Here is a 21,730-nt window from a genome sequence, read left to right on the forward strand (position 1 = left end):
CAGTTTCCCCTTAACCGCGAGCCTTGACAGCTGGACGTACAACCACGTCGCCGCCAGTAGCGCCAGGTACGGCACCCTTGATCAGCAGCAGGTTGCGTTCAGCGTCTACGCGAACTACTTCCAGGGACTGAACAGTCACGCGCTCGGCGCCCATGTGACCGGACATTTTCTTGCCCTTGAACACACGACCAGGAGTCTGGCACTGGCCGATGGAACCAGGAACACGGTGCGACACGGAGTTACCGTGGGTGTTGTCCTGACCACGGAAGTTCCAGCGCTTGATGGTACCGGCGAAGCCTTTACCTTTGGACTGACCAGTAACGTCAACCAGCTGGCCTGCAGTGAAGAGTTCAGCTTTGATCAGATCGCCAGCCTGGAAATCGCCTTCTTCAAGACGGAACTCCCAAACACCGCGACCAGCGGCAACGTTGGCCTTGGCGAAGTGGCCTGCCTGAGCGGCAGTCACACGCGAAGCACGACGCTCGCCGACAGTGACTTGCACTGCACGGTAGCCATCGGTTTCTTCAGTTTTGAACTGGGTGACGCGATTCGGCTCGATCTCAATGACCGTGACCGGAATGGAGACACCTTCTTCGGTGAAAATGCGGGTCATACCGCACTTGCGACCGATTACACCAATAGTCATGTTGTAAACCTCATGAGTGTACGGGGCTTTCACCCGCTATGGCCGCCCATTTCAGAGCGTTACACGACTAGACCGAAGTCTTAGCCGAGGCTGATCTGTACTTCCACACCTGCCGCCAGATCAAGCTTCATCAGCGCGTCAACGGTTTTATCCGTTGGCTGGACGATGTCCAGAACACGCTTATGAGTGCGAATCTCGTACTGGTCACGCGCGTCTTTGTTGACGTGCGGGGAAACCAGAACGGTGAAACGCTCTTTGCGGGTAGGCAGTGGAATTGGACCACGCACTTGTGCACCAGTACGTTTCGCGGTTTCCACGATTTCCTGGGTGGATTGGTCGATCAGGCGATGGTCGAAAGCCTTCAACCTGATACGGATTTGCTGATTTTGCATTGGATTTCAGACTCCAGGCTGTTCCCAACGGACGCACTACGCCCGCTAAAAGGAGGCGTGATTCTATAGACGCCCCCAATTAGTGTCAACCCAATAAAAAAAACCCCCGCTGAGCGGGGGTTTTTTCAATCGGCCGAGTGATTACTCGATGATTTTGGCCACAACGCCGGCGCCGACGGTACGACCGCCTTCACGGATAGCGAAGCGCAGACCGTCTTCCATTGCGATGGTCTTGATCAGGGTAACAGTCATCTGAATGTTGTCACCTGGCATTACCATTTCAACGCCTTCCGGCAGTTCGCAGTTACCGGTCACGTCAGTGGTACGGAAGTAGAACTGTGGACGGTAGCCTTTGAAGAACGGAGTGTGACGGCCGCCTTCTTCCTTCGACAGGACGTAGACTTCTGCGGTGAACTTGGTGTGCGGCTTGACCGAACCTGGCTTGACCAGAACCTGACCACGCTCAACGTCGTCACGCTTGGTGCCACGCAGCAGAACGCCGCAGTTCTCGCCAGCACGACCTTCGTCCAGCAGCTTGCGGAACATCTCAACACCGGTGCAGGTGGTGGTGGTGGTGTCACGCAGACCAACGATTTCCAGCGGATCCTGAACGCGGACGATACCACGCTCGATACGACCGGTAACAACGGTACCACGACCCGAAATCGAGAACACGTCTTCGATCGGCATCAGGAACGGCTGGTCGATAGCACGAACTGGCTCAGGAATGTAGCTGTCCAGAGTTTCTACCAGCTTCTTAACAGCGGTAGTGCCCATTTCGTTGTCGTCTTTGCCTTCCAGCGCCATACGAGCCGAACCGATGATGATCGGGGTGTCGTCGCCTGGGAAGTCATAGGTGGACAGCAGGTCGCGAACTTCCATCTCGACCAGCTCCAGCAGCTCAGCGTCGTCTACCAGGTCAGCCTTGTTCAGGAAGACCACGATGTACGGAACGCCTACCTGACGGGACAGCAGGATGTGCTCACGGGTTTGTGGCATCGGACCATCGGCGGCCGAGCAAACCAGGATCGCGCCGTCCATCTGGGCAGCACCGGTGATCATGTTCTTCACGTAGTCAGCGTGACCTGGGCAGTCAACGTGAGCGTAGTGACGAATGGTCGAGTTGTACTCAACGTGAGCGGTGTTGATGGTGATACCGCGCGCTTTTTCTTCCGGAGCCGAGTCGATCTTGTCGAACTCAACGATTGCCGAACCGAAAACTTCGGAGCAAACGCGAGTCAGAGCTGCGGTCAGAGTGGTCTTACCGTGGTCAACGTGGCCGATGGTGCCGACGTTAACGTGGGGAAGGGAACGATCAAATTTTTCTTTAGCCACGACAGTGAACCTCTTGCCTAAAGGGGATTAGCCTTGTTTTTTAACGAGTGCTTCGACGATGTTCGACGGAGCTTCGGCGTATTTGGAGAATTCCATGGAGTAGCTTGCGCGACCCTGAGACATGGAACGAACGTCGGTTGCGTAACCGAACATCTCTCCGAGCGGTACTTCAGCACGGACGACACGGCCAGAGACCGACTCATCCATACCCTGGACCAGACCACGACGACGGTTCAGGTCACCCATCACGTCACCCAGGTAGTCTTCCGGGGTTACAACTTCGACTTTCATGATCGGCTCGAGAACCACGCCACCGCCCTTCTGGGCCAGTTGCTTGGTCGCCATCGAAGCAGCGATTTTGAACGCCATTTCGTTGGAGTCGACGTCGTGGTACGAACCGTCGAATACCGCGGCCTTCAGGCCGATCAGAGGATAACCGGCAACAACGCCGTTTTTCATCTGCTCTTCGATACCCTTCTGGATCGCAGGGATGTATTCCTTAGGAATAACACCACCAACGACTTCGTTGGAGAACACCAGACCTTCAGTGATGTTGCCCTTGTCGTCCACGTCCGGCTCGGAGAAGCGAACCCAGCAGTGACCGAACTGACCACGACCACCCGACTGACGAACGAACTTGCCTTCGATCTCGACGTTGGATTTGGTGATCTTCTCGCGGTACGAAACCTGCGGCTTGCCGATGTTGGCTTCGACGTTGAATTCGCGCTTCATGCGGTCAACGAGGATATCCAGGTGCAGCTCACCCATACCGGAGATGATGGTCTGACCGGTTTCTTCATCGGTCTTGACGCGGAACGATGGGTCTTCCTGAGCCAGCTTGCCCAGTGCGATACCCATCTTCTCCTGGTCCTGCTTGGTTTTCGGCTCTACAGAGAGCGAAATCACAGGCTCAGGGAAGTCCATACGCTCAAGGATGATCGGCTTGTCGGCGTTGCACAGGGTATCACCAGTGGTGACGTCCTTCATGCCGATCAGAGCAGCGATGTCGCCTGCACGTACTTCTTTGATCTCTTCACGCTGGTTAGCGTGCATCTGGACCATACGACCAACGCGCTCTTTCTTGCCCTTGACCGAGTTGATGACGGAGTCACCGGAGGTCAGGAAGCCCGAGTAAACGCGAACGAAGGTCAGAGTACCAACGAACGGGTCGGTGGCAATCTTGAAGGCCAGGGCCGAGAACGGCTCGTCGTCGTCAGCATGACGCTCGTCGAATTGCTCTGGCTTGACTTCGTCCTTAGGCACATCGATCAGGTCAGGGTGGATACCCTTGATCGCAGGGATCTCGGTCGGAGCTGGCAGGAAGTCGATAACGGCGTCGAGAACCAGGGGAACACCCTTGTTCTTGAACGACGAACCGCAGACAGCCGGAACGATCTCGCTGGCCAGGGTGCGCGCGCGCAGGCCTGCCTTGATCTCTTCGACGGACAGCTCACCTTCTTCAAGGTACTTGTTCATCAGCTCTTCGGTGGCTTCGGCGGCGGCTTCAACCATGTTGTTGCGCCATTCGTTAGCCAGCTCGACCATATCCGCAGGAATTTCTTCCTCGCGGTAGGTAGTGCCCTTGTCGTCGTCGTTCCAGTAGATAGCCTTCATCTTGATCAGGTCAACCTGACCCTGGAAGTTATCTTCCGAACCGATGGCCAGCTGGACAGGAACCGGAGTGTGACCCAGACGGTTCTTGATCTGACCTACGACGCGCAGGAAGTTTGCACCAGCACGGTCCATCTTGTTCACGTAAACAACACGCGGAACGCCGTACTTGTTGGCCTGACGCCATACGGTTTCGGACTGCGGCTCAACGCCGGAGGTGCCACAGAACACAACGACAGCGCCGTCGAGTACACGCAGCGAACGCTCTACTTCAATGGTGAAGTCAACGTGGCCAGGGGTATCGATGACGTTTACGCGGTAGTTGTCATACTGACCACGGGAACCTTTCCAGAAGGTGGTAACGGCAGCGGAGGTAATGGTGATACCCCGCTCCTGCTCCTGCACCATCCAGTCGGTGGTCGCGGCGCCGTCATGCACCTCGCCCATTTTGTGGCTCAGACCTGTGTAGAACAGGATCCGCTCGGTAGTGGTGGTCTTGCCCGCGTCAACGTGGGCACAGATACCAATGTTACGGTAGCGGTTAATTGCTGTAGTACGAGCCATAAAGCCCTCGCAAAAAGATTGATGCTTGAATTAGAAGCGGTAGTGCGAGAACGCTTTGTTGGCTTCAGCCATACGGTGAACGTCTTCACGCTTCTTGACTGCAGCACCCTTGCCTTCGGCAGCATCCAGCAGCTCGCCGGCCAGACGCAGAGCCATCGACTTCTCGCCGCGCTTGCGGGCGTAGTCTACGAGCCAGCGCATTGCCAGAGCGTTACGACGGGATGGACGAACTTCAACCGGAACCTGGTAAGTGGCACCGCCGACACGACGGGACTTTACTTCGACCAGCGGAGCGATGGCGTCGAGAGCTTTCTCGAAGATTTCCAGGGGGTCGCTGTTCTTGCGTGCTTTGACGGTATCCAGGGCACCGTAAACGATGCGCTCGGCTACGGCCTTCTTGCCGCTTTCCATCACGTGGTTCATGAACTTCGCGAGGATCTGGGATCCGTACTTCGGATCGTCAAGGATCTCACGTTTTGCTGCTACACGACGTCTTGGCATGATAAGCCCTCAAACGGTCTTCAGGTTAGCCCGGGACCAGGTCATTCGACCCACGCCCGACCTTACTCTTATCGACTCAAAAAAATGGATGTCTGCAAACGACCGATTACTTCGGACGCTTGGTACCGTACTTCGAACGACCCTGGTTACGGCCTTTAACGCCCGAAGTATCCAGAGAGCCGCGAACGGTGTGGTAACGAACACCTGGCAAGTCTTTTACACGGCCGCCACGAATCAGGACGACGCTGTGCTCTTGCAGGTTGTGGCCTTCACCACCGATGTACGAGGAAACCTCGAAACCGTTGGTCAGACGCACACGGCATACTTTACGCAGTGCCGAGTTAGGTTTTTTCGGCGTGGTGGTGTACACACGGGTGCACACGCCACGACGCTGCGGGCAGTTCTGCAGCGCAGGAACGTCGGACTTCTCGACCGAACGCTTACGCGGCTGACGTACCAGCTGGTTGATAGTTGCCATCTACTAGCTCCACTGATTGTCTTGCGACTCTATTGTCTTGCAAGAAAGCCAAAAATTGGCGAGACGGAGCCTCACCAAATTTAAGGGTACAAAAGTCTAAAGAGGATCTTGCACCCAGTCAAGACGAGGCCCCGGCCCTCCCCGCCCGATCATCGGCAACATTTCATGTCGCCGATGCTCGCCCGAGGCTTGCCGGGGCCTTGCCCTGTACTTAGTTACCGCTGGAATTCAGCGCTTCGGTCAGTGCAGCTTCCACTTCACTGGCGCTTACACGCAGCGGTTTGTCGGCATCACGGCGACGCTTACGCTCGCTGTGGTAGGCCAGACCAGTACCAGCCGGGATCAGACGACCCACGACCACGTTCTCTTTCAGGCCGCGCAGGTAGTCGCGCTTGCCGGTTACAGCCGCTTCGGTCAGTACGCGGGTGGTTTCCTGGAAGGAAGCCGCGGAAATGAACGACTCGGTGGACAGCGAGGCCTTGGTGATACCCAGCAGCACACGGGTGAACTTGGAGATGAACTTGTCCTCGCCAGCGAGACGCTCGTTCTCTACCAGCACCTGAGTCAGTTCCATCTGGTCGCCCTTGATGAAGCTGGAATCGCCCGACTCGGAGATCTCGACCTTGCGCAGCATCTGACGCAGGATGGTCTCGATGTGCTTGTCGTTGATCTTCACGCCTTGCAGACGGTAAACATCCTGGATCTCGTTGACGATGTACTTCGCCAGCGCGCTTACACCCAGCAGACGCAGGATGTCATGCGGATCGCTCGGGCCGTCGGAGATAACTTCGCCGCGGTTTACCTGTTCACCTTCGAAGACGTTCAGGTGGCGCCACTTCGGAATCAGCTCTTCGTACGGATCGCTACCGTCGGTCGGAGTGATCACCAGGCGACGCTTGCCCTTGGTCTCTTTACCGAATGCGATGGTGCCGCTGACTTCAGCCAGAATCGAGGCTTCTTTCGGACGACGCGCTTCGAACAGGTCGGCAACACGCGGCAGACCACCGGTAATGTCACGGGTCTTCGACGTTTCTTGCGGGATACGCGCGATAACGTCACCAACACCGATCTGCGCACCGTCAGCCACACCGACAAGGGCGTTGGCTGGCAGGAAGTACTGGGCAGGTACGTCGGTACCTGGCAGGTACAGATCCTTGCCTGAGGCATCGACCATCTTGATTGCTGGACGGATTTCCTTGCCTGCAGCAGGGCGATCCTTGACGTCCAGTACTTCAATGTTGGTCAAGCCAGTCAGTTCATCGGTCTGACGCTTGATGGTGATGTTTTCTTCCATGCCCACGAAGGTCACGGTACCTTTCAGCTCGGTAACGATCGGGTGAGTGTGCGGGTCCCACTTGGCGACGATGGCGCCAGCTTCGACCTTTTCACCTTCCTTGACCGAAATCACCGCACCGTAAGGCAGCTTGTAGCGCTCACGCTCACGACCGAACTCGTCGGCAATCGCCAACTCACCCGAACGCGATACGGCAACCAGGTTACCGTCGGCACGCTCAACCTGCTTCAGGTTGTGCAGACGCACCATACCACCATTCTTCACCTGGACGCTGTCGGCAGCCGAAGTACGGCTTGCGGCACCACCGATGTGGAACGTACGCATGGTCAGCTGGGTACCCGGCTCACCGATCGACTGGGCAGCGATAACGCCGACAGCTTCACCGATGTTCACCTGGTGACCGCGAGCCAGGTCACGACCGTAGCACTTGGCGCAGATGCCGTAGCGGGTTTCGCAGTTGATCGGCGAACGCACGATCACTTCGTCGATGCTGTTCAGCTCGATGAACTCAACCCACTGCTCGTCGACCAAGGTACCGGCCGGAACGATAACGTCCTCGGTGCCTGGCTTGAACACGTCACGGGCGATGACACGACCCAATACACGCTCACCCAGCGGCTCTACAACGTCGCCGCCTTCGATGTGTGGCGTCATCACCAGGCCCTGATCGGTACCGCAGTCGATCTCGGTCACAACCAGATCCTGGGCAACGTCCACCAGACGACGAGTCAGGTAACCGGAGTTAGCGGTTTTCAGTGCGGTATCCGCCAGACCCTTACGAGCACCGTGAGTCGAGATGAAGTACTGAAGTACGCTCAGACCTTCACGGAAGTTCGCAGTGATCGGCGTCTCGATGATGGAGCCGTCCGGCTTGGCCATCAGACCACGCATACCGGCCAGCTGACGGATCTGGGCTGCGGAACCCCGCGCACCCGAGTCAGCCATCATGTACATCGAGTTGAAGGACTCTTGCTCGACTTCCTTGCCTTCGCGGTCGATGACCTTCTCTTTCGAGAGGTTGGCCATCATCGCCTTGGACACTTCGTCGTTCGCCTTCGACCACAAGTCGATGACCTTGTTGTACTTCTCGCCCTGGGTTACCAGACCGGAGGCGTACTGGCTCTCGATTTCCTTCACTTCGTCGGTAGCGTTACCGATGATGCGGGCTTTCTCGTCCGGGATAACGAAGTCGTTAACACCGATGGAAACGCCGGAAATGGTCGAGTAAGCGAAACCGGTGTACATCAGCTGGTCGGCGAAGATAACGGTCTCTTTCAGACCAACCACGCGATAGCACTGGTTGATCAGCTTGGAGATCGCCTTTTTCTTCATCGGCTGGTTGACCACGTCGTACGGCAGACCTGCTGGCACAACCTGGAACAGCAGCGCACGGCCGACGGTGGTGTCGACGATGCGGGTGTTCTTGACCACCGAGCCATCACGCTCTTTCACGGTTTCGTTGATACGAACCTTGATTTTCGCGTGCAGAGCGGCTTCGCCGGCGCGGAATACGCGGTCGACTTCCTGCAGGTCGGCGAACACGCGACCCTCGCCCTTGGCATTGATCGCTTCACGGGTCATGTAATACAGACCCAGTACAACGTCCTGCGACGGAACGATGATTGGCTCACCGTTGGCTGGCGACAGGATGTTGTTGGTCGACATCATCAGCGCACGCGCTTCGAGCTGGGCTTCCAGGGTCAGCGGCACGTGAACGGCCATCTGGTCGCCGTCGAAGTCGGCGTTGTACGCAGCACAGACCAGCGGGTGCAGCTGGATAGCCTTACCTTCGATCAGTACGGGTTCAAACGCCTGGATACCCAGACGGTGAAGAGTCGGTGCACGGTTGAGCAGTACGGGGTGTTCGCGAATCACTTCGGCGAGAACGTCCCACACCTCTGGCAGCTCGCGCTCGACCATCTTCTTGGCAGCCTTGATGGTGGTCGCCAGACCACGCATTTCCAGCTTGCCGAAAATGAACGGCTTGAACAGCTCGAGGGCCATCTTCTTCGGCAGACCGCACTGATGCAGACGCAGGGTCGGACCTACGGTAATTACCGAACGGCCGGAGTAGTCAACACGCTTACCGAGCAAGTTCTGACGGAAGCGACCTTGCTTACCTTTGATCATGTCGGCCAGGGACTTCAGCGGACGCTTGTTCGAGCCAGTGATGGCGCGACCACGGCGGCCGTTGTCCAGCAGGGCGTCGACCGCTTCCTGCAGCATGCGCTTTTCGTTGCGCACGATGATGTCCGGCGCCGACAGATCCAGCAGGCGCTTCAGACGGTTGTTACGGTTGATCACCCGACGATACAGGTCGTTCAGGTCGGAGGTCGCAAAACGGCCACCATCCAGCGGCACCAGCGGACGCAGGTCCGGCGGCAGCACTGGCAGAACGGTCAGGACCATCCACTCAGGCAGGTTGCCCGAGCCCTGGAAAGCTTCCATCAGCTTCAGACGCTTGGAAAGCTTCTTGATCTTGGTTTCCGAGTTGGTCTGCGGAATTTCTTCGCGCAGGCGGCCGATCTCGTGCTCCAGGTCGATAGCGTGCAGCAGCTCGCGGACAGCCTCGGCACCCATGCGGGCATCGAAGTCGTCACCGAACTCTTCCAGCGCTTCGAAGTACTGCTCGTCGTTCAGCAACTGGCCCTTTTCCAGGGTAGTCATGCCCGGGTCGATAACGACATAGCTCTCGAAGTAGAGCACGCGCTCGATATCACGCAGGGTCATGTCCATCAGCAGGCCGATACGGGACGGCAGCGACTTCAGGAACCAGATGTGGGCAACCGGCGAGGCCAGCTCGATGTGCGCCATGCGCTCACGACGAACCTTCGCCAGGGCAACTTCAACGCCGCACTTCTCGCAGATTACGCCGCGGTGCTTGAGGCGCTTGTACTTGCCGCACAGGCACTCGTAGTCCTTGACTGGGCCAAAGATCTTGGCGCAGAACAGGCCGTCACGCTCAGGCTTGAACGTACGGTAGTTGATGGTTTCCGGCTTCTTAACTTCACCGAACGACCACGAACGGATCATTTCAGGCGACGCCAGACCGATGCGGATGGCGTCGAACTCTTCGACTTGACCCTGGTTTTTCAGCAAATTCAGTAGGTCTTTCAAGGCCTTTCCTCCTGGCGGAGCAGGGAGCGGGCATTACCTGCCCCACTCCCCTTCGCGTCACGTGTTATTCGGTTTCCAGATCGATATCGATACCGAGGGAACGGATCTCTTTGATCAACACGTTGAAGGACTCGGGCATGCCCGGCTCCATACGGTGATCGCCATCCACGATGTTCTTGTACATCTTGGTACGGCCGTTCACGTCGTCCGACTTCACTGTGAGCATTTCTTGCAGGGTGTATGCCGCGCCGTATGCTTCCAGCGCCCACACTTCCATCTCCCCGAAACGCTGACCACCGAACTGTGCCTTACCACCCAGCGGCTGCTGGGTAACCAGGCTGTAGGAACCAGTGGAACGCGCGTGCATCTTGTCGTCCACCAAGTGGTTCAGCTTGAGCATGTACATGTAACCAACGGTCACAGGACGCTCGAACTTGTTGCCGGTACGGCCGTCGAACAGCACCATCTGGCCGCTCTCTGGCAGGTCGGCCAGCTTCAGCATGGCCTTGATCTCGCGCTCCTTGGCACCATCGAAGACCGGGGTAGCCATCGGCACGCCTTTCTTCAGGTTGTTAGCCAGGGCCAGGATCTCTTCGTCGGTGAACTCGTCGAGGTTTTCCTGACGACCGCCGATCTCGTTGTAGACCTCGGTCAGGAACACGCGCAACTCAGCAGCTTTACGCTGCTCTTCGAGCATGCGGTCGATCTTCTCGCCCAGGCCCTTGGCCGCGAGGCCCAGGTGGGTTTCAAGGATCTGACCAACGTTCATACGCGAAGGTACACCCAGCGGGTTCAGTACGACGTCAACCGGAGTACCGTTGGCATCGTGCGGCATGTCTTCAACCGGCATGATGACCGAGACAACACCCTTGTTACCGTGACGACCGGCCATCTTGTCACCCGGCTGGATGCGACGGCGGATTGCCAGGTAAACCTTGACGATCTTCAGTACGCCCGGTGCCAGGTCATCGCCCTGCTGCAGCTTGCGCTTCTTGTCTTCGAACTTGTCGTCCAGCAGACGGCGACGGTCGACGATGTACTGCTGAGCCTTTTCCAGCTGCTCGTTCAGTGCATCTTCAGCCATGCGCAGTTTGAACCACTGGCCGTGCTCCAGACCGTCCAGCACCTCGTCAGTGATCACGGTGCCTTTCTTCAGGCCCGCACCACCATCAACCACCTGGCCGTTCAGGGCAGAACGCAGACGCTCGAAGGTTGCACCTTCAACAATGCGGAACTCTTCGTTGAGGTCCTTGCGGATCTCGTCGAGCTGCATCTTCTCGATGGCCAGCGCGCGGCTATCGCGCTCCACGCCATCACGGGTGAAGACCTGTACGTCGATGACAGTACCCTTGGTGCCGGTTGGCACACGCAGGGAGGTGTCCTTAACGTCGCTGGCCTTCTCACCGAAGATTGCGCGCAGCAGTTTTTCTTCCGGAGTCAGCTGGGTTTCGCCTTTTGGCGTGACCTTGCCAACCAGGATGTCGCCAGCGCCAACTTCAGCACCTACGTAAACGATACCGGCTTCGTCCAGCTTGTTCAGTGCGGCTTCACCCACGTTCGGGATGTCCGCAGTGATTTCCTCTGGGCCGAGCTTGGTGTCACGCGCCACACAGGTCAGTTCCTGAATGTGGATGGTGGTGAAGCGATCTTCCTGAACAACACGCTCGGACAGGCAGATGGAGTCTTCGAAGTTGAAGCCGTTCCACGCCATGAACGCGATGCGCATGTTCTGACCCAGAGCCAGCTCACCCATGTCGGTGGACGGGCCGTCGGCCATGATGTCACCACGCTGAACCTTGTCACCTTTGCTCACCAGCGGACGCTGGTTGATGCAGGTGTTCTGGTTCGAACGGGTGTACTTGGTCAGGTTGTAGATATCCACACCTGCTTCGCCGGTTTCCACTTCGTCGTCGGCAACGCGAACAACGATACGGCTAGCGTCGACCGAGTCGATCACACCACCGCGGCGAGCAACCACGCAGACACCGGAGTCACGGGCAACGTTGCGCTCCATGCCGGTACCTACCAGCGGCTTGTCGGCACGCAGGGTTGGTACAGCCTGACGCTGCATGTTCGAACCCATCAACGCACGGTTGGCGTCGTCGTGCTCGAGGAACGGAATCAGCGACGCTGCAACGGAAACAACCTGCTTCGGCGAAACGTCCATCAGGGTGACGTCTTCCGGCGCCTTGACGGTGAATTCGTTCAGGTGACGAACTGCTACCAGCTCATCGATCAGTTGCTTCTTGTCGTTCATCGCGGCCGAAGCCTGTGCGATGACGTGATCCGCCTCTTCGATTGCCGACAGGAACACGATGTCGTCGCTGACAACGCCTTCCTTCACCACGCGGTACGGGCTTTCCAGGAAGCCGTACTGGTTGGTGCGGGCGTAGGCCGCCAAGGAGTTGATCAGACCGATGTTCGGACCTTCAGGGGTCTCGATCGGGCACACACGGCCATAGTGGGTCGGGTGTACGTCACGGACTTCGAAGCCGGCACGCTCACGGGTCAGACCGCCAGGGCCGAGTGCAGAGACGCGGCGCTTGTGGGTAATCTCCGAGAGAGGGTTGTTCTGGTCCATGAACTGGGACAGCTGGCTGGAACCGAAGAACTCTTTCACCGCCGCCGCTACCGGCTTGGCGTTGATCAGGTCTTGCGGCATCAGGCCTTCGCTTTCCGCCATCGACAGGCGTTCCTTGACCGCGCGCTCGACACGCACCAGGCCAACACGGAACTGGTTCTCGGCCATCTCGCCGACGCAACGTACGCGGCGGTTACCCAGGTGGTCGATGTCGTCGACGATACCTTTGCCGTTACGGATATCGACCAGGGTCTTCAGAACCTCGACGATGTCTTCCTTGCTCAGCACGCCCGAACCCTCGATCTCGGTACGACCGATACGACGGTTGAACTTCATGCGGCCTACGGCGGACAGATCGTAACGCTCGGCACTGAAGAACAGGTTGTTGAACAGGGTCTCGGCTGCATCCTTGGTCGGCGGCTCGCCTGGACGCATCATGCGGTAGATCTCGACCAGAGCTTCCAGCTGGTTGCTGGTGGTATCGATCTTCAGAGTGTCAGAGATGAACGGACCGCAATCGATGTCGTTGGTGTACAGGGTCTCGATACGGACAACCTGCGCCTTGGCGACCTTGATCAGCAGTTCGGTGGTCATCTCGGTGTTGCATTCGGCGAGGATTTCGCCGGTAGCCGGATGCACGATAGCCTTGGCGGTAGTGCGGCCCAGGACGTATTCCATTGGAACGTCCAGTTGCTTGACGCCGGCCTTCTCGAGCTGGTTGATGTGGCGCGCGGTAATACGGCGGCCTTGCTCGACGATGACTTTGCCGGTTTCGTCATGGATGTCCATGACTGCAACTTCACCACGCAGACGCTGTGGCACCAGTTCCAGGCTGAGTTTTTCGCCGGAAATGTGGAACACGTTGGTGGTGTAGAAGGTATTCAGCACTTCTTCAGTGCTGTAACCCAAGGCGCGCAGCAGCACCGAGGCCGGCAGTTTGCGGCGACGGTCGATACGCACGAACACGCAGTCCTTCGGGTCGAACTCGAAGTCCAGCCAGGAACCGCGGTAAGGGATGATGCGAGCGGAGTACAGCAGCTTGCCCGAGCTGTGGGTCTTGCCACGGTCGTGGTCGAAGAACACACCAGGCGAACGGTGCAGCTGGGAAACGATCACACGCTCGGTACCGTTGATAACGAAGGTACCGTTCTCAGTCATCAGGGGGATTTCACCCATGTAGACTTCTTGCTCTTTGATGTCCTTGATCGCTTTGTTCGACGATTCCTTGTCGAAGATGATCAGGCGCACCTTGACCCGCAGTGGGACCGCGAAGGTCACGCCACGCAGGACACATTCCTTCACATCGAAGGCGGGTTCGCCCAGGCGATAGCCTACGTACTCCAGGGCAGCATTGCCGGAGTAGCTGATGATCGGGAATACCGATTTGAAGGCCGCGTGCAGGCCGACGTCGCGGAAGTGATCCTTGGATGCTCCCGCTTGCAGGAATTCGCGATACGAATCCAGCTGGATGGCCAGGAGGTAAGGCACATCCATGACGTCCGGCAACTTGCTAAAGTCCTTGCGGATACGTTTTTTCTCAGTGTATGAGTAAGCCATCAGCGTTCCCCAGCTTGGTCACCTGCTTGTTTGGCTTCTCCCGGCGGGAGCAGCCAGAAAATCGTGCAAACCCCTTGGTTTGCGCCACCCACATGGGTGTCTTGCAGCTCGTTATCGGGACCGGCCTGACCGGCCACCAATAACGGAAAAAGGCCGGTGGCATAAGCCACCAGCCATCAGCCTTTCGCTCAACGCTCAGGCTGGCATCGCAAGGTCGAGATTACTTCAGCTCGACTTTAGCGCCTGCTTCTTCCAGCTTCTTCTTAGCGTCTTCAGCGGCTTCTTTCGAAACGCCTTCAGCTACAACCTGAGGAGCGCCATCGACTTTCTCTTTGGCTTCTTTCAGGCCCAGACCGGTCAGTTCGCGAACGGCTTTGATCACGTTCACTTTCTTGTCGCCGGCTTCAACCAGAACAACGTTGAACTCGGTCTGCTCTTCAACAACGGCAGCAGCAGCAGCTGGGCCAGCAGCGGCAACAGCAGCGGTAACGCCGAAGGTTTCTTCCATTGCTTTGATCAGCTCAACAACTTCCAGAACGGTTTTCTGGCCGATTGCTTCGATGATTTGTTCGTTAGTCAGAGACATGACTCAATCCTGTATTGGGGTGACAGCCTACGCAGCCATCAAATTAAACGTATGATTTTGAAAGAGTTCGCACGCCTTAGGCGGCGGTAGCTTCTTTCTGGTCGCGAATGGCTGCCAGAGTACGAGCCAGCTTGCTGGTGGCGCCTTGAATAACGCTCATCAGTCGTGCAATAGCTTCGTCGCGGGTCGGCAGGGTAGCCAACACGTCGATCTGGTTCGCTGCAATGAAATTGCCGTCAAACGCAGCTGCCTTGATCTCGAACTTGTCCTGACCCTTGGCGAACTCTTTGAACAGACGAGCAGCAGCGCCCGGGTGTTCGTTGGAGAAAGCAATCAGGGTCGGGCCTTTGAACGCGTCGTTGAGGATCGAGAATTCGGTGCCTTCAACAGCGCGCTTGAGCAGGGTATTACGCACTACACGTACGTATACGCCAGCTTCGCGGGCCTCTTTACGGAGTCCGGTCATTGCGCTTACAGTCACACCACGGGCATCAGCCACGACAGCGGACAGAGCGACTTTGGCAGCCTCGTTGACTTCAGCGACGATGGCCTTCTTGTCTTCGAGTTTAATTGCCACGGGTTTACTCCTGGTTTTTACCGTTTCATCTGGCCGAGGCCGGATGTCGTTTTGGTGTCTGATTCGGTAACGAATCGGGAGCACCATCTGCGTGGGCTGATATTTTAAGGCTTGCGCCGCCTACGGTCTTGGATAGCCCCCGCCAGGCAGGGACCCCAATTTTTGCTGGCGGCGCGACTGGTCGCGCCGCCATGTTCTTACACGTTCAGCGAGCTCTGATCGATGACCAGACCTGGGCCCATGGTGGTGCTCAGGGTAACGCGCTTAACGTAGATACCTTTCGAGGAAGCCGGCTTGATACGCTTCAGGTCAGCGATCAGGGCTTCAACGTTTTCCTTCAGCTTGTCAGCTTCAAAGCCGATCTTGCCAACGGAGGTGTGGATGATACCGTTTTTGTCGGTACGGTAGCGAACCTGACCAGCCTTGGCGTTTTTCACGGCAGTGGCTACGTCTGGGGTCACGGTACCAACTTTCGGGTTAGGCATCAGGCCGCGAGGACCCAGAACCTGACCCAGCTGACCTACAACGCGCATGGCATCAGGCGATGCGATAACGACGTCATAGTTCAGGTCGCCGCCTTTCATTTCGGCAGCCAGATCGTCCATACCTACGCGATCAGCGCCGGCAGCCAGAGCAGCTTCAGCAGCTGGCCCCTGGGTGAAGACAGCAACGCGAACGGTCTTGCCAGTGCCGTGTGGCAGCACGGTAGCGCTACGTACGACCTGGTCGGATTTACGTGGGTCAACACCGAGGTTAACAGCGATGTCGTAGGACTCGACGAACTTGGCAGCAGGCAGCGAGGCCAGCAGAGTTGCCGCTTCTTCGAAGTTGTAGGCCTTGCCTGCTTCGATTTTCTCGGCGATTGCCTTTTGGCGTTTGGTCAGCTTAGCCATTACACACCCTCCACGTTCAGGCCCATGCTGCGGGCAGAGCCAGCGATGGTGCGTACAGCAGCGTCCAGGTCAGCGGCAGTCAGGTCAGCCTGTTTGGCTTTCGCGATGTCTTCCAGCTGAGCACGGGTAACGGTACCGACTTTAACGGTGTTCGGGCGAGCCGAACCACTGGTCAGGCCAGCAGCTTTCTTCAGCAGGACCGAGGCAGGAGTGCTCTTGGTCTCGAAGGTGAAGCTACGGTCGCTGTAGACAGTGATGATCACTGGAGTCGGCAGGCCGGCTTCTTGACCCTGGGTACGGGCGTTGAAGGCCTTGCAGAATTCCATGATGTTCACACCATGTTGACCCAGAGCTGGACCAACGGGTGGGCTTGGGTTGGCCTGGCCGGCCTTAACTTGCAGCTTGATGTAAGCCTGAATCTTCTTAGCCATGAGCTACTCCAAAATCGGGTACGAACGCCTAATGGCTCCCCGGATGACTTGCGTTTTATCCCAGTGACGACAAAACCCCGCAGCACACAGGGCTGCGGGGTATGGGATGCTTCGTCCGCCTAGACCTTTTCGACCTGGCTGAACTCGAGCTCCACCGGAGTAGAGCGACCGAAAATGAGCACCGCAACCTGCAGGCGACTCTTTTCGTAGTTAACTTCTTCGACACTACCATTGAAGTCAGCGAACGGACCATCAATGACTCGAACCACTTCACCTGGCTCGAACAGCGTCTTGGGCTTCGGCTTATCGCTACCGTCGGCAACGCGACGCAGGATGGCCTCAGCTTCTTTATCGGTAATCGGCGCAGGCTTGTCAGCAGTACCGCCGATAAAGCCCATCACGCGAGGGGTGTCCTTGACCAAGTGCCAAGTCCCTTCATTCATCTCCATCTGGACCAGTACATAGCCAGGGAAGAATTTACGCTCACTCTTGCGCTTCTGGCCATTGCGCATTTCGACGACTTCTTCGGTCGGGACCAAGATCTCGCCGAAACCGTCTTCCATGCCAGCCAGCTTGACGCGCTCGATGAGGGAGCGCATTACATGCTTCTCGTAACCCGAGTAAGCATGCACAACATACCAACGCTTAGCCACGGGACACCTTTAGCCAACGATCAAGGAGACCGCCCAGCCGAGCAGGGAGTCGAGCCCCCACAGCAGCAGTGCCATAACCAGCACGACAGCCACGACAATCAGCGTGGTCTGGGTGGTTTCCTGGCGGGTCGGCCACACGACTTTACGAATCTCGGTACGAGCTTCCTTCGCCAACGCAAAGAACGACTTGCCCTTCGCAGTCTGCAGAGCTACAAAGCCCGCGACAGCAGCAAGGACGAGAAGCACAAGAACGCGATACAGGATTGGAGAGGCGGAGTAATATTGATTACCCACGACACCAACAACCACCAAAGCCACTACAGCCAGCCACTTGAACAGATCAAAACGCGATTCTTGGGCTTCAGTTTTGGGGGTCATCGAGGAGGATCCTGTAAGAAGAAAGCCATCACACCGAGGTGAAATGGCAGGTCAGGAGGGAATCGAACCCCCAACCTACGGTTTTGGAGACCGTCGCTCTGCCAATTGAGCTACTGACCTGTAACGCTGTATCAGGCCGGCCATTATACCGGCCTGATCAAGTAAATCAACTACTTATTCAATAATTTTTGCTACGACACCGGCGCCGACGGTACGACCGCCTTCACGGATAGCGAAGCGCAGACCGTCTTCCATTGCGATGGTCTTGATCAGGGTAACAGTCATCTGAATGTTGTCACCTGGCATTACCATTTCAACGCCTTCCGGCAGTTCGCAGTTACCGGTCACGTCAGTGGTACGGAAGTAGAACTGTGGACGGTAGCCTTTGAAGAACGGAGTGTGACGGCCGCCTTCTTCCTTCGACAGGACGTAGACTTCTGCGGTGAACTTGGTGTGCGGCTTGACCGAACCTGGCTTGACCAGAACCTGACCACGCTCAACGTCGTCACGCTTGGTGCCACGCAGCAGAACGCCGCAGTTCTCGCCAGCACGACCTTCGTCCAGCAGCTTGCGGAACATCTCAACACCGGTGCAGGTGGTGGTGGTGGTGTCACGCAGACCAACGATTTCCAGCGGATCCTGAACGCGGACGATACCACGCTCGATACGACCGGTAACAACGGTACCACGACCCGAAATCGAGAACACGTCTTCGATCGGCATCAGGAACGGCTGGTCGATAGCACGAACTGGCTCAGGAATGTAGCTGTCCAGAGTTTCTACCAGCTTCTTAACAGCGGTAGTGCCCATTTCGTTGTCGTCTTTGCCTTCCAGCGCCATACGAGCCGAACCGATGATGATCGGGGTGTCGTCGCCTGGGAAGTCATAGGTGGACAGCAGGTCGCGAACTTCCATCTCGACCAGCTCCAGCAGCTCAGCGTCGTCTACCAGGTCAGCCTTGTTCAGGAAGACCACGATGTACGGAACGCCTACCTGACGGGACAGCAGGATGTGCTCACGGGTTTGTGGCATCGGACCATCGGCGGCCGAGCAAACCAGGATCGCGCCGTCCATCTGGGCAGCACCGGTGATCATGTTCTTCACGTAGTCAGCGTGACCTGGGCAGTCAACGTGAGCGTAGTGACGAATGGTCGAGTTGTACTCAACGTGAGCGGTGTTGATGGTGATACCGCGCGCTTTTTCTTCCGGAGCCGAGTCGATCTTGTCGAACTCAACGATTGCCGAACCGAAAACTTCGGAGCAAACGCGAGTCAGAGCTGCGGTCAGAGTGGTCTTACCGTGGTCAACGTGGCCGATAGTGCCGACGTTAACGTGGGGAAGGGAACGATCAAACTTTTCCTTAGCCATCGATACAATCCTCCGCAGAAGAAATAGTCTTGCGCTGATAAAACAAAGGCAGATATTTTCATATCTGCCTTGTTTATATGGAGCTCTTGAGCGGACTTGAACCGCTGACCTCACCCTTACCAAGGGTGTGCTCTACCAACTGAGCTACAAGAGCGAAACACTTTGTGCAAAATCCAGCAAACTTGGAGCGGGTAGCGGGAATCGAACCCGCATCATCAGCTTGGAAGGCTGAGGTTCTACCACTAAACTATACCCGCGGAGCTTGCGGCTCTCGCTAAAACTGGTGGAGGGAGAAGGATTCGAACCTTCGAAGCTCTCGCAACGGATTTACAGTCCGTCCCCTTTGACCGCTCGGGAATCCCTCCAGATGTGGCCGGCATTCTATTTGTCTGCCGTCCTAGTGTCAAGCGTTTTTTTCAAATTTTTTCAATCAAATCTGAAACTTAGCTGCTTTGACACCGCTTCCAGCTCTACCACCTGAGTGGTGTTCCCTGTGAAGCGGGCGCCATTCTATCAAGCTATTCGCCAGTTGCAATACCCTGGCAGAAAATAATTTTATGTTTTAAGTCTTTGAAATCATTGGAAAGAGCCAAGAGCACCGTTTGGTCCAACAAACGCTCGCTTTCTGGAGCAACCTTGAGCCAGCGACCATCCGCCCCAGGCAACTGTCCTGCCACCGGCGAGGTGGCAATATCCAGACTCAGCAGGCGTTGACGCAGCGCATCCAACTGCTCCTGCCCCTTCACGCCTCCGACTACCAGGCATTCATCACGACGCTTGGGCGGTGCCGACACACCTGTCTCACGCAACAGACGGATTTCTTGCTGATTCCCCTTGTACAGCGACAATGGGGCGACTTCCTTGACCTTCAGCGGGGCTTCCTGCTGATGCCATACGTAGTAAAAGACGTTGAGCACCAGTAACAGCAGAAACAACCAGCGCATAGGCACCTCAATCCAATGGGCAGGCCATTGCCAGGCCAACGAAAACCAGGTCAGGCACGACCCGCGCCTGTGGCAGGGCCGCCCTCACCAGCGGCGCATCACCGCCAGTGAGGAACACGGTGAACTCCTCACCCCATAGCACACGAGCCTGCTCAAGCTGGGTGTAGGCAAAGCCCTGGAGCATCAATACGCAACCGCGCTCTACCGCTTCGACAGTCGAGCGACCTGGTGACAAGCTGTTCAATGCGCGCTCCGCAGAGGCATCGTCATAGCGGATACGACGGGTGTGAGTGCGCAGCTGGCTACGCATCAATGGCATACCCGGGCAGATGTAGCCCCCCAGATGCTCGCCATCTGCAGACACGAAGTCCGCTTTGGCCGCGGTACCCAGGTCAATCACCAGGCACGCGCCCTTGGCCAGGTGAAATGCCCCCAGCGCCGCCAGCCAACGATCCATACCCAGACGCTGATAGTCGTCATAGCCATTGCGCACACCTGCCATTTCACGGACAGGGTGGGCAACTCTTGCCTGCACGGCAAATGCCTGAGCAATCAACGCGCAAAGCGCATCGGTTTCTTCTTCGCTGCGCACACTGACAATACGGCATCCCGTGAGGCGTACTGAAGCGAGCGCAGCCACTTCGGCCACCAGCGCCTGGTCGGAATCGACGATCCCGCCAGCTTCAATCACAGCATCGGCGACATGGATCACCCGCCACTTGATGAAGCTGTTACCGCAATCGAGCTCAAGAATCATCACGCAACCTCAAACTGAGCTCACCACCACTGAAGCTCTTTTCCATCCCGTCCACCTCAAGGCGCAAACCACCCTGCCCGTCGACGCCAAGAACCACACCATCAATACGTGTACTACCAGCAACCAGCGATACATTGCGCCCCTGCCACAAGTGCGCCTGCTCCCACTCCTCCTGGAATGCGGCAAAGCCGTAGCGGCGATGGCGCGCCAATTCGTGCTGTAGCTGCTGACTGAGCAGCGCTACCAAGTGATTGCGATCTATGGCTGCTCCAACCTCGCGCCGCATAGAGGTCCACTGCTGATCGACCTGTTCGTTTACCTGCATGTTTACATTGACACCAATGCCTAGCACCACATGACAGACATCTGCAGGATCACCCACCAACTCCAGGAGAATCCCGGTGATTTTCTGCCCACGCACCAGCACATCGTTGGGCCATTTGAGCCCGACATCCTTTACACCGAACGCCTGCAAGGTGCGCATTACCGCCAACCCTACTACCAAGCTCAACCCCTCGAGCTGACGCATGCCTCCATCGACGCGCAGCACCAGGCTGTAATAGAGATTTTCAGCAAATGGACTGACCCACTGCCGGCCGCGCCGACCGCGTCCGGCGCTCTGGCGCTCAGCCAGAACCAGGAATGGAGCCGCCTGTCCTTCACCGGCAAGGCGCAAGCCTTCGGCATTGGTCGAATCGATGATTTCGTGGATGAATACCGGCCACTGTTCGCCCACGGCGAACTCGGCGATTGCCTGGGCCTCAAGCAAAGCCAGTGGCGCGGCCAACTGGTAACCGCGCCCACGAACCTTGTGAATGGTGAGGTTCAGCTCACTTTCCAGATGCTGCAGCTGCTTCCAAACTGCGCTGCGACTCACCCCTAGGGCTGCCCCCAGAGCTTCTCCGGAATGGAACCGACCGTCCTTGAGGAGATTCAACAACTTCAGCATGCCAGTCTCGACTTGGAATAAGGGAGGCATGATAGCCATGGGCTGTTGGCTTGCATAGGAAAAGGGCCTGCAGGAGAGGCCTTGTATCGCAACCACAGAGAGAAGCAGTGGCAGTCCA

Annotated in this window: 18 protein-coding genes and 4 tRNA genes; all 22 read right to left on the reverse strand. The window is 57.2% G+C overall.

Going from position 1 to position 21,730, the window contains the following annotated elements:
• Window positions 1-10: 10 nt before the first annotated feature.
• A complete protein-coding gene (gene rplC / locus ACK59Z_RS16405; RefSeq protein WP_003255486.1) occupies window positions 11-646 on the reverse strand; it encodes a 50S ribosomal protein L3 in 636 nt (211 codons plus the stop codon).
• An 80-nt stretch (window positions 647-726) separates the two neighbouring features.
• Entirely contained in the window at window positions 727-1,038 is a 312-nt protein-coding gene (gene rpsJ / locus ACK59Z_RS16410; protein WP_003186070.1) for a 30S ribosomal protein S10, read from the reverse strand.
• Between the two features lie 141 nt (window positions 1,039-1,179).
• Entirely contained in the window at window positions 1,180-2,373 is a 1,194-nt protein-coding gene (gene tuf, locus ACK59Z_RS16415) for an elongation factor Tu (protein WP_003255489.1), read from the reverse strand.
• 27 nt (window positions 2,374-2,400) lie between these two features.
• Complete coding sequence (fusA, locus tag ACK59Z_RS16420; protein ID WP_003255490.1) at window positions 2,401-4,548, reverse strand: elongation factor G; 2,148 nt, start codon at window positions 4,546-4,548, stop codon at window positions 2,401-2,403.
• Between the two features lie 30 nt (window positions 4,549-4,578).
• The gene (gene rpsG / locus ACK59Z_RS16425; protein WP_003246741.1) at window positions 4,579-5,049 is read right to left on the reverse strand and encodes a 30S ribosomal protein S7; all 471 of its coding nucleotides are present in this window, start codon (window positions 5,047-5,049) and stop codon (window positions 4,579-4,581) included.
• A 106-nt stretch (window positions 5,050-5,155) separates the two neighbouring features.
• On the reverse strand, window positions 5,156-5,527 hold the full coding sequence (rpsL, locus tag ACK59Z_RS16430; protein WP_003255492.1) for a 30S ribosomal protein S12: 372 nt from the start codon (window positions 5,525-5,527) through the stop codon (window positions 5,156-5,158).
• Between the two features lie 211 nt (window positions 5,528-5,738).
• The gene (rpoC, locus tag ACK59Z_RS16435) at window positions 5,739-9,938 is read right to left on the reverse strand and encodes a DNA-directed RNA polymerase subunit beta' (protein WP_003255493.1); all 4,200 of its coding nucleotides are present in this window, start codon (window positions 9,936-9,938) and stop codon (window positions 5,739-5,741) included.
• Between the two features lie 64 nt (window positions 9,939-10,002).
• The gene (rpoB, locus tag ACK59Z_RS16440) at window positions 10,003-14,076 is read right to left on the reverse strand and encodes a DNA-directed RNA polymerase subunit beta (protein ID WP_003255495.1); all 4,074 of its coding nucleotides are present in this window, start codon (window positions 14,074-14,076) and stop codon (window positions 10,003-10,005) included.
• Between the two features lie 220 nt (window positions 14,077-14,296).
• Entirely contained in the window at window positions 14,297-14,662 is a 366-nt protein-coding gene (gene rplL, locus ACK59Z_RS16445) for a 50S ribosomal protein L7/L12 (RefSeq protein WP_003255496.1), read from the reverse strand.
• 76 nt (window positions 14,663-14,738) lie between these two features.
• Entirely contained in the window at window positions 14,739-15,239 is a 501-nt protein-coding gene (rplJ, locus tag ACK59Z_RS16450) for a 50S ribosomal protein L10 (RefSeq protein WP_003255497.1), read from the reverse strand.
• 197 nt (window positions 15,240-15,436) lie between these two features.
• Entirely contained in the window at window positions 15,437-16,132 is a 696-nt protein-coding gene (rplA, locus tag ACK59Z_RS16455; protein WP_003255499.1) for a 50S ribosomal protein L1, read from the reverse strand.
• Window positions 16,132-16,563, reverse strand: a complete 432-nt coding sequence (gene rplK, locus ACK59Z_RS16460) for a 50S ribosomal protein L11 (RefSeq protein WP_003255500.1) — start codon at window positions 16,561-16,563, stop codon at window positions 16,132-16,134. Before rplK ends, rplA begins: the two co-directional genes overlap by 1 nt.
• 119 nt (window positions 16,564-16,682) lie before the next feature.
• The gene (gene nusG, locus ACK59Z_RS16465) at window positions 16,683-17,216 is read right to left on the reverse strand and encodes a transcription termination/antitermination protein NusG (protein WP_003255501.1); all 534 of its coding nucleotides are present in this window, start codon (window positions 17,214-17,216) and stop codon (window positions 16,683-16,685) included.
• A 9-nt stretch (window positions 17,217-17,225) separates the two neighbouring features.
• The gene (gene secE, locus ACK59Z_RS16470) at window positions 17,226-17,594 is read right to left on the reverse strand and encodes a preprotein translocase subunit SecE (RefSeq protein ID WP_003255502.1); all 369 of its coding nucleotides are present in this window, start codon (window positions 17,592-17,594) and stop codon (window positions 17,226-17,228) included.
• A 44-nt stretch (window positions 17,595-17,638) separates the two neighbouring features.
• A tRNA-Trp gene (locus ACK59Z_RS16475) sits at window positions 17,639-17,714 on the reverse strand.
• A gap of 54 nt (window positions 17,715-17,768) precedes the next feature.
• The gene (gene tuf, locus ACK59Z_RS16480; RefSeq protein WP_003255489.1) at window positions 17,769-18,962 is read right to left on the reverse strand and encodes an elongation factor Tu; all 1,194 of its coding nucleotides are present in this window, start codon (window positions 18,960-18,962) and stop codon (window positions 17,769-17,771) included.
• Between the two features lie 78 nt (window positions 18,963-19,040).
• A tRNA-Thr gene (locus tag ACK59Z_RS16485) sits at window positions 19,041-19,116 on the reverse strand.
• Between the two features lie 29 nt (window positions 19,117-19,145).
• A tRNA-Gly gene (locus tag ACK59Z_RS16490) sits at window positions 19,146-19,219 on the reverse strand.
• A 24-nt stretch (window positions 19,220-19,243) separates the two neighbouring features.
• Window positions 19,244-19,327: transfer RNA gene (locus ACK59Z_RS16495), tRNA-Tyr, on the reverse strand.
• Between the two features lie 153 nt (window positions 19,328-19,480).
• Window positions 19,481-19,906: a hypothetical protein gene (locus ACK59Z_RS16500; protein ID WP_003255504.1), complete on the reverse strand. Its 426-nt coding sequence runs from the start codon at window positions 19,904-19,906 to the stop codon at window positions 19,481-19,483.
• 7 nt (window positions 19,907-19,913) lie between these two features.
• Window positions 19,914-20,663 carry a pantothenate kinase gene (locus ACK59Z_RS16505; RefSeq protein WP_108191669.1) on the reverse strand — a complete coding sequence of 250 codons (750 nt, stop codon included), beginning with the start codon at window positions 20,661-20,663 and terminating at the stop codon, window positions 19,914-19,916.
• The gene (gene birA / locus ACK59Z_RS16510) at window positions 20,653-21,612 is read right to left on the reverse strand and encodes a bifunctional biotin--[acetyl-CoA-carboxylase] ligase/biotin operon repressor BirA (protein WP_108191696.1); all 960 of its coding nucleotides are present in this window, start codon (window positions 21,610-21,612) and stop codon (window positions 20,653-20,655) included. The genes ACK59Z_RS16505 and birA overlap by 11 nt, the downstream gene beginning before the upstream one ends.
• Between the last annotated feature and the right edge of the window lie 118 nt (window positions 21,613-21,730).

The organism is Pseudomonas sp. KCJK9058 (assembly GCF_046230975.1).
Classification (GTDB): Bacteria; Pseudomonadota; Gammaproteobacteria; order Pseudomonadales; family Pseudomonadaceae; genus Aquipseudomonas; species Aquipseudomonas alloputida.

What these genes read in the sequence shown, in the direction of transcription:
- rpoB (WP_003255495.1), bottom strand. Translation starts at nt 14,076, where the DNA reads ATGGCTTACTCATACACTGAGAAAAAACGTATCCGCAAGGACTTTAGC.
- secE (WP_003255502.1), bottom strand. Translation starts at nt 17,594, where the DNA reads ATGACCCCCAAAACTGAAGCCCAAGAATCGCGTTTTGATCTGTTCAAG.
- tuf (WP_003255489.1), bottom strand. Translation starts at nt 18,962, where the DNA reads ATGGCTAAGGAAAAGTTTGATCGTTCCCTTCCCCACGTTAACGTCGGC.
- rplK (WP_003255500.1), bottom strand. Translation starts at nt 16,563, where the DNA reads ATGGCTAAGAAGATTCAGGCTTACATCAAGCTGCAAGTTAAGGCCGGC.
- ACK59Z_RS16500 (WP_003255504.1), bottom strand. Translation starts at nt 19,906, where the DNA reads ATGCGCTGGTTGTTTCTGCTGTTACTGGTGCTCAACGTCTTTTACTAC.
- birA (WP_108191696.1), bottom strand. Translation starts at nt 21,612, where the DNA reads ATGCTGAAGTTGTTGAATCTCCTCAAGGACGGTCGGTTCCATTCCGGA.
- rplC (WP_003255486.1), bottom strand. Translation starts at nt 646, where the DNA reads ATGACTATTGGTGTAATCGGTCGCAAGTGCGGTATGACCCGCATTTTC.
- fusA (WP_003255490.1), bottom strand. Translation starts at nt 4,548, where the DNA reads ATGGCTCGTACTACAGCAATTAACCGCTACCGTAACATTGGTATCTGT.
- ACK59Z_RS16505 (WP_108191669.1), bottom strand. Translation starts at nt 20,663, where the DNA reads ATGATTCTTGAGCTCGATTGCGGTAACAGCTTCATCAAGTGGCGGGTG.
- rpsG (WP_003246741.1), bottom strand. Translation starts at nt 5,049, where the DNA reads ATGCCAAGACGTCGTGTAGCAGCAAAACGTGAGATCCTTGACGATCCG.
- rplA (WP_003255499.1), bottom strand. Translation starts at nt 16,132, where the DNA reads ATGGCTAAGCTGACCAAACGCCAAAAGGCAATCGCCGAGAAAATCGAA.
- rpsJ (WP_003186070.1), bottom strand. Translation starts at nt 1,038, where the DNA reads ATGCAAAATCAGCAAATCCGTATCAGGTTGAAGGCTTTCGACCATCGC.
- rpsL (WP_003255492.1), bottom strand. Translation starts at nt 5,527, where the DNA reads ATGGCAACTATCAACCAGCTGGTACGTCAGCCGCGTAAGCGTTCGGTC.
- rplL (WP_003255496.1), bottom strand. Translation starts at nt 14,662, where the DNA reads ATGTCTCTGACTAACGAACAAATCATCGAAGCAATCGGCCAGAAAACC.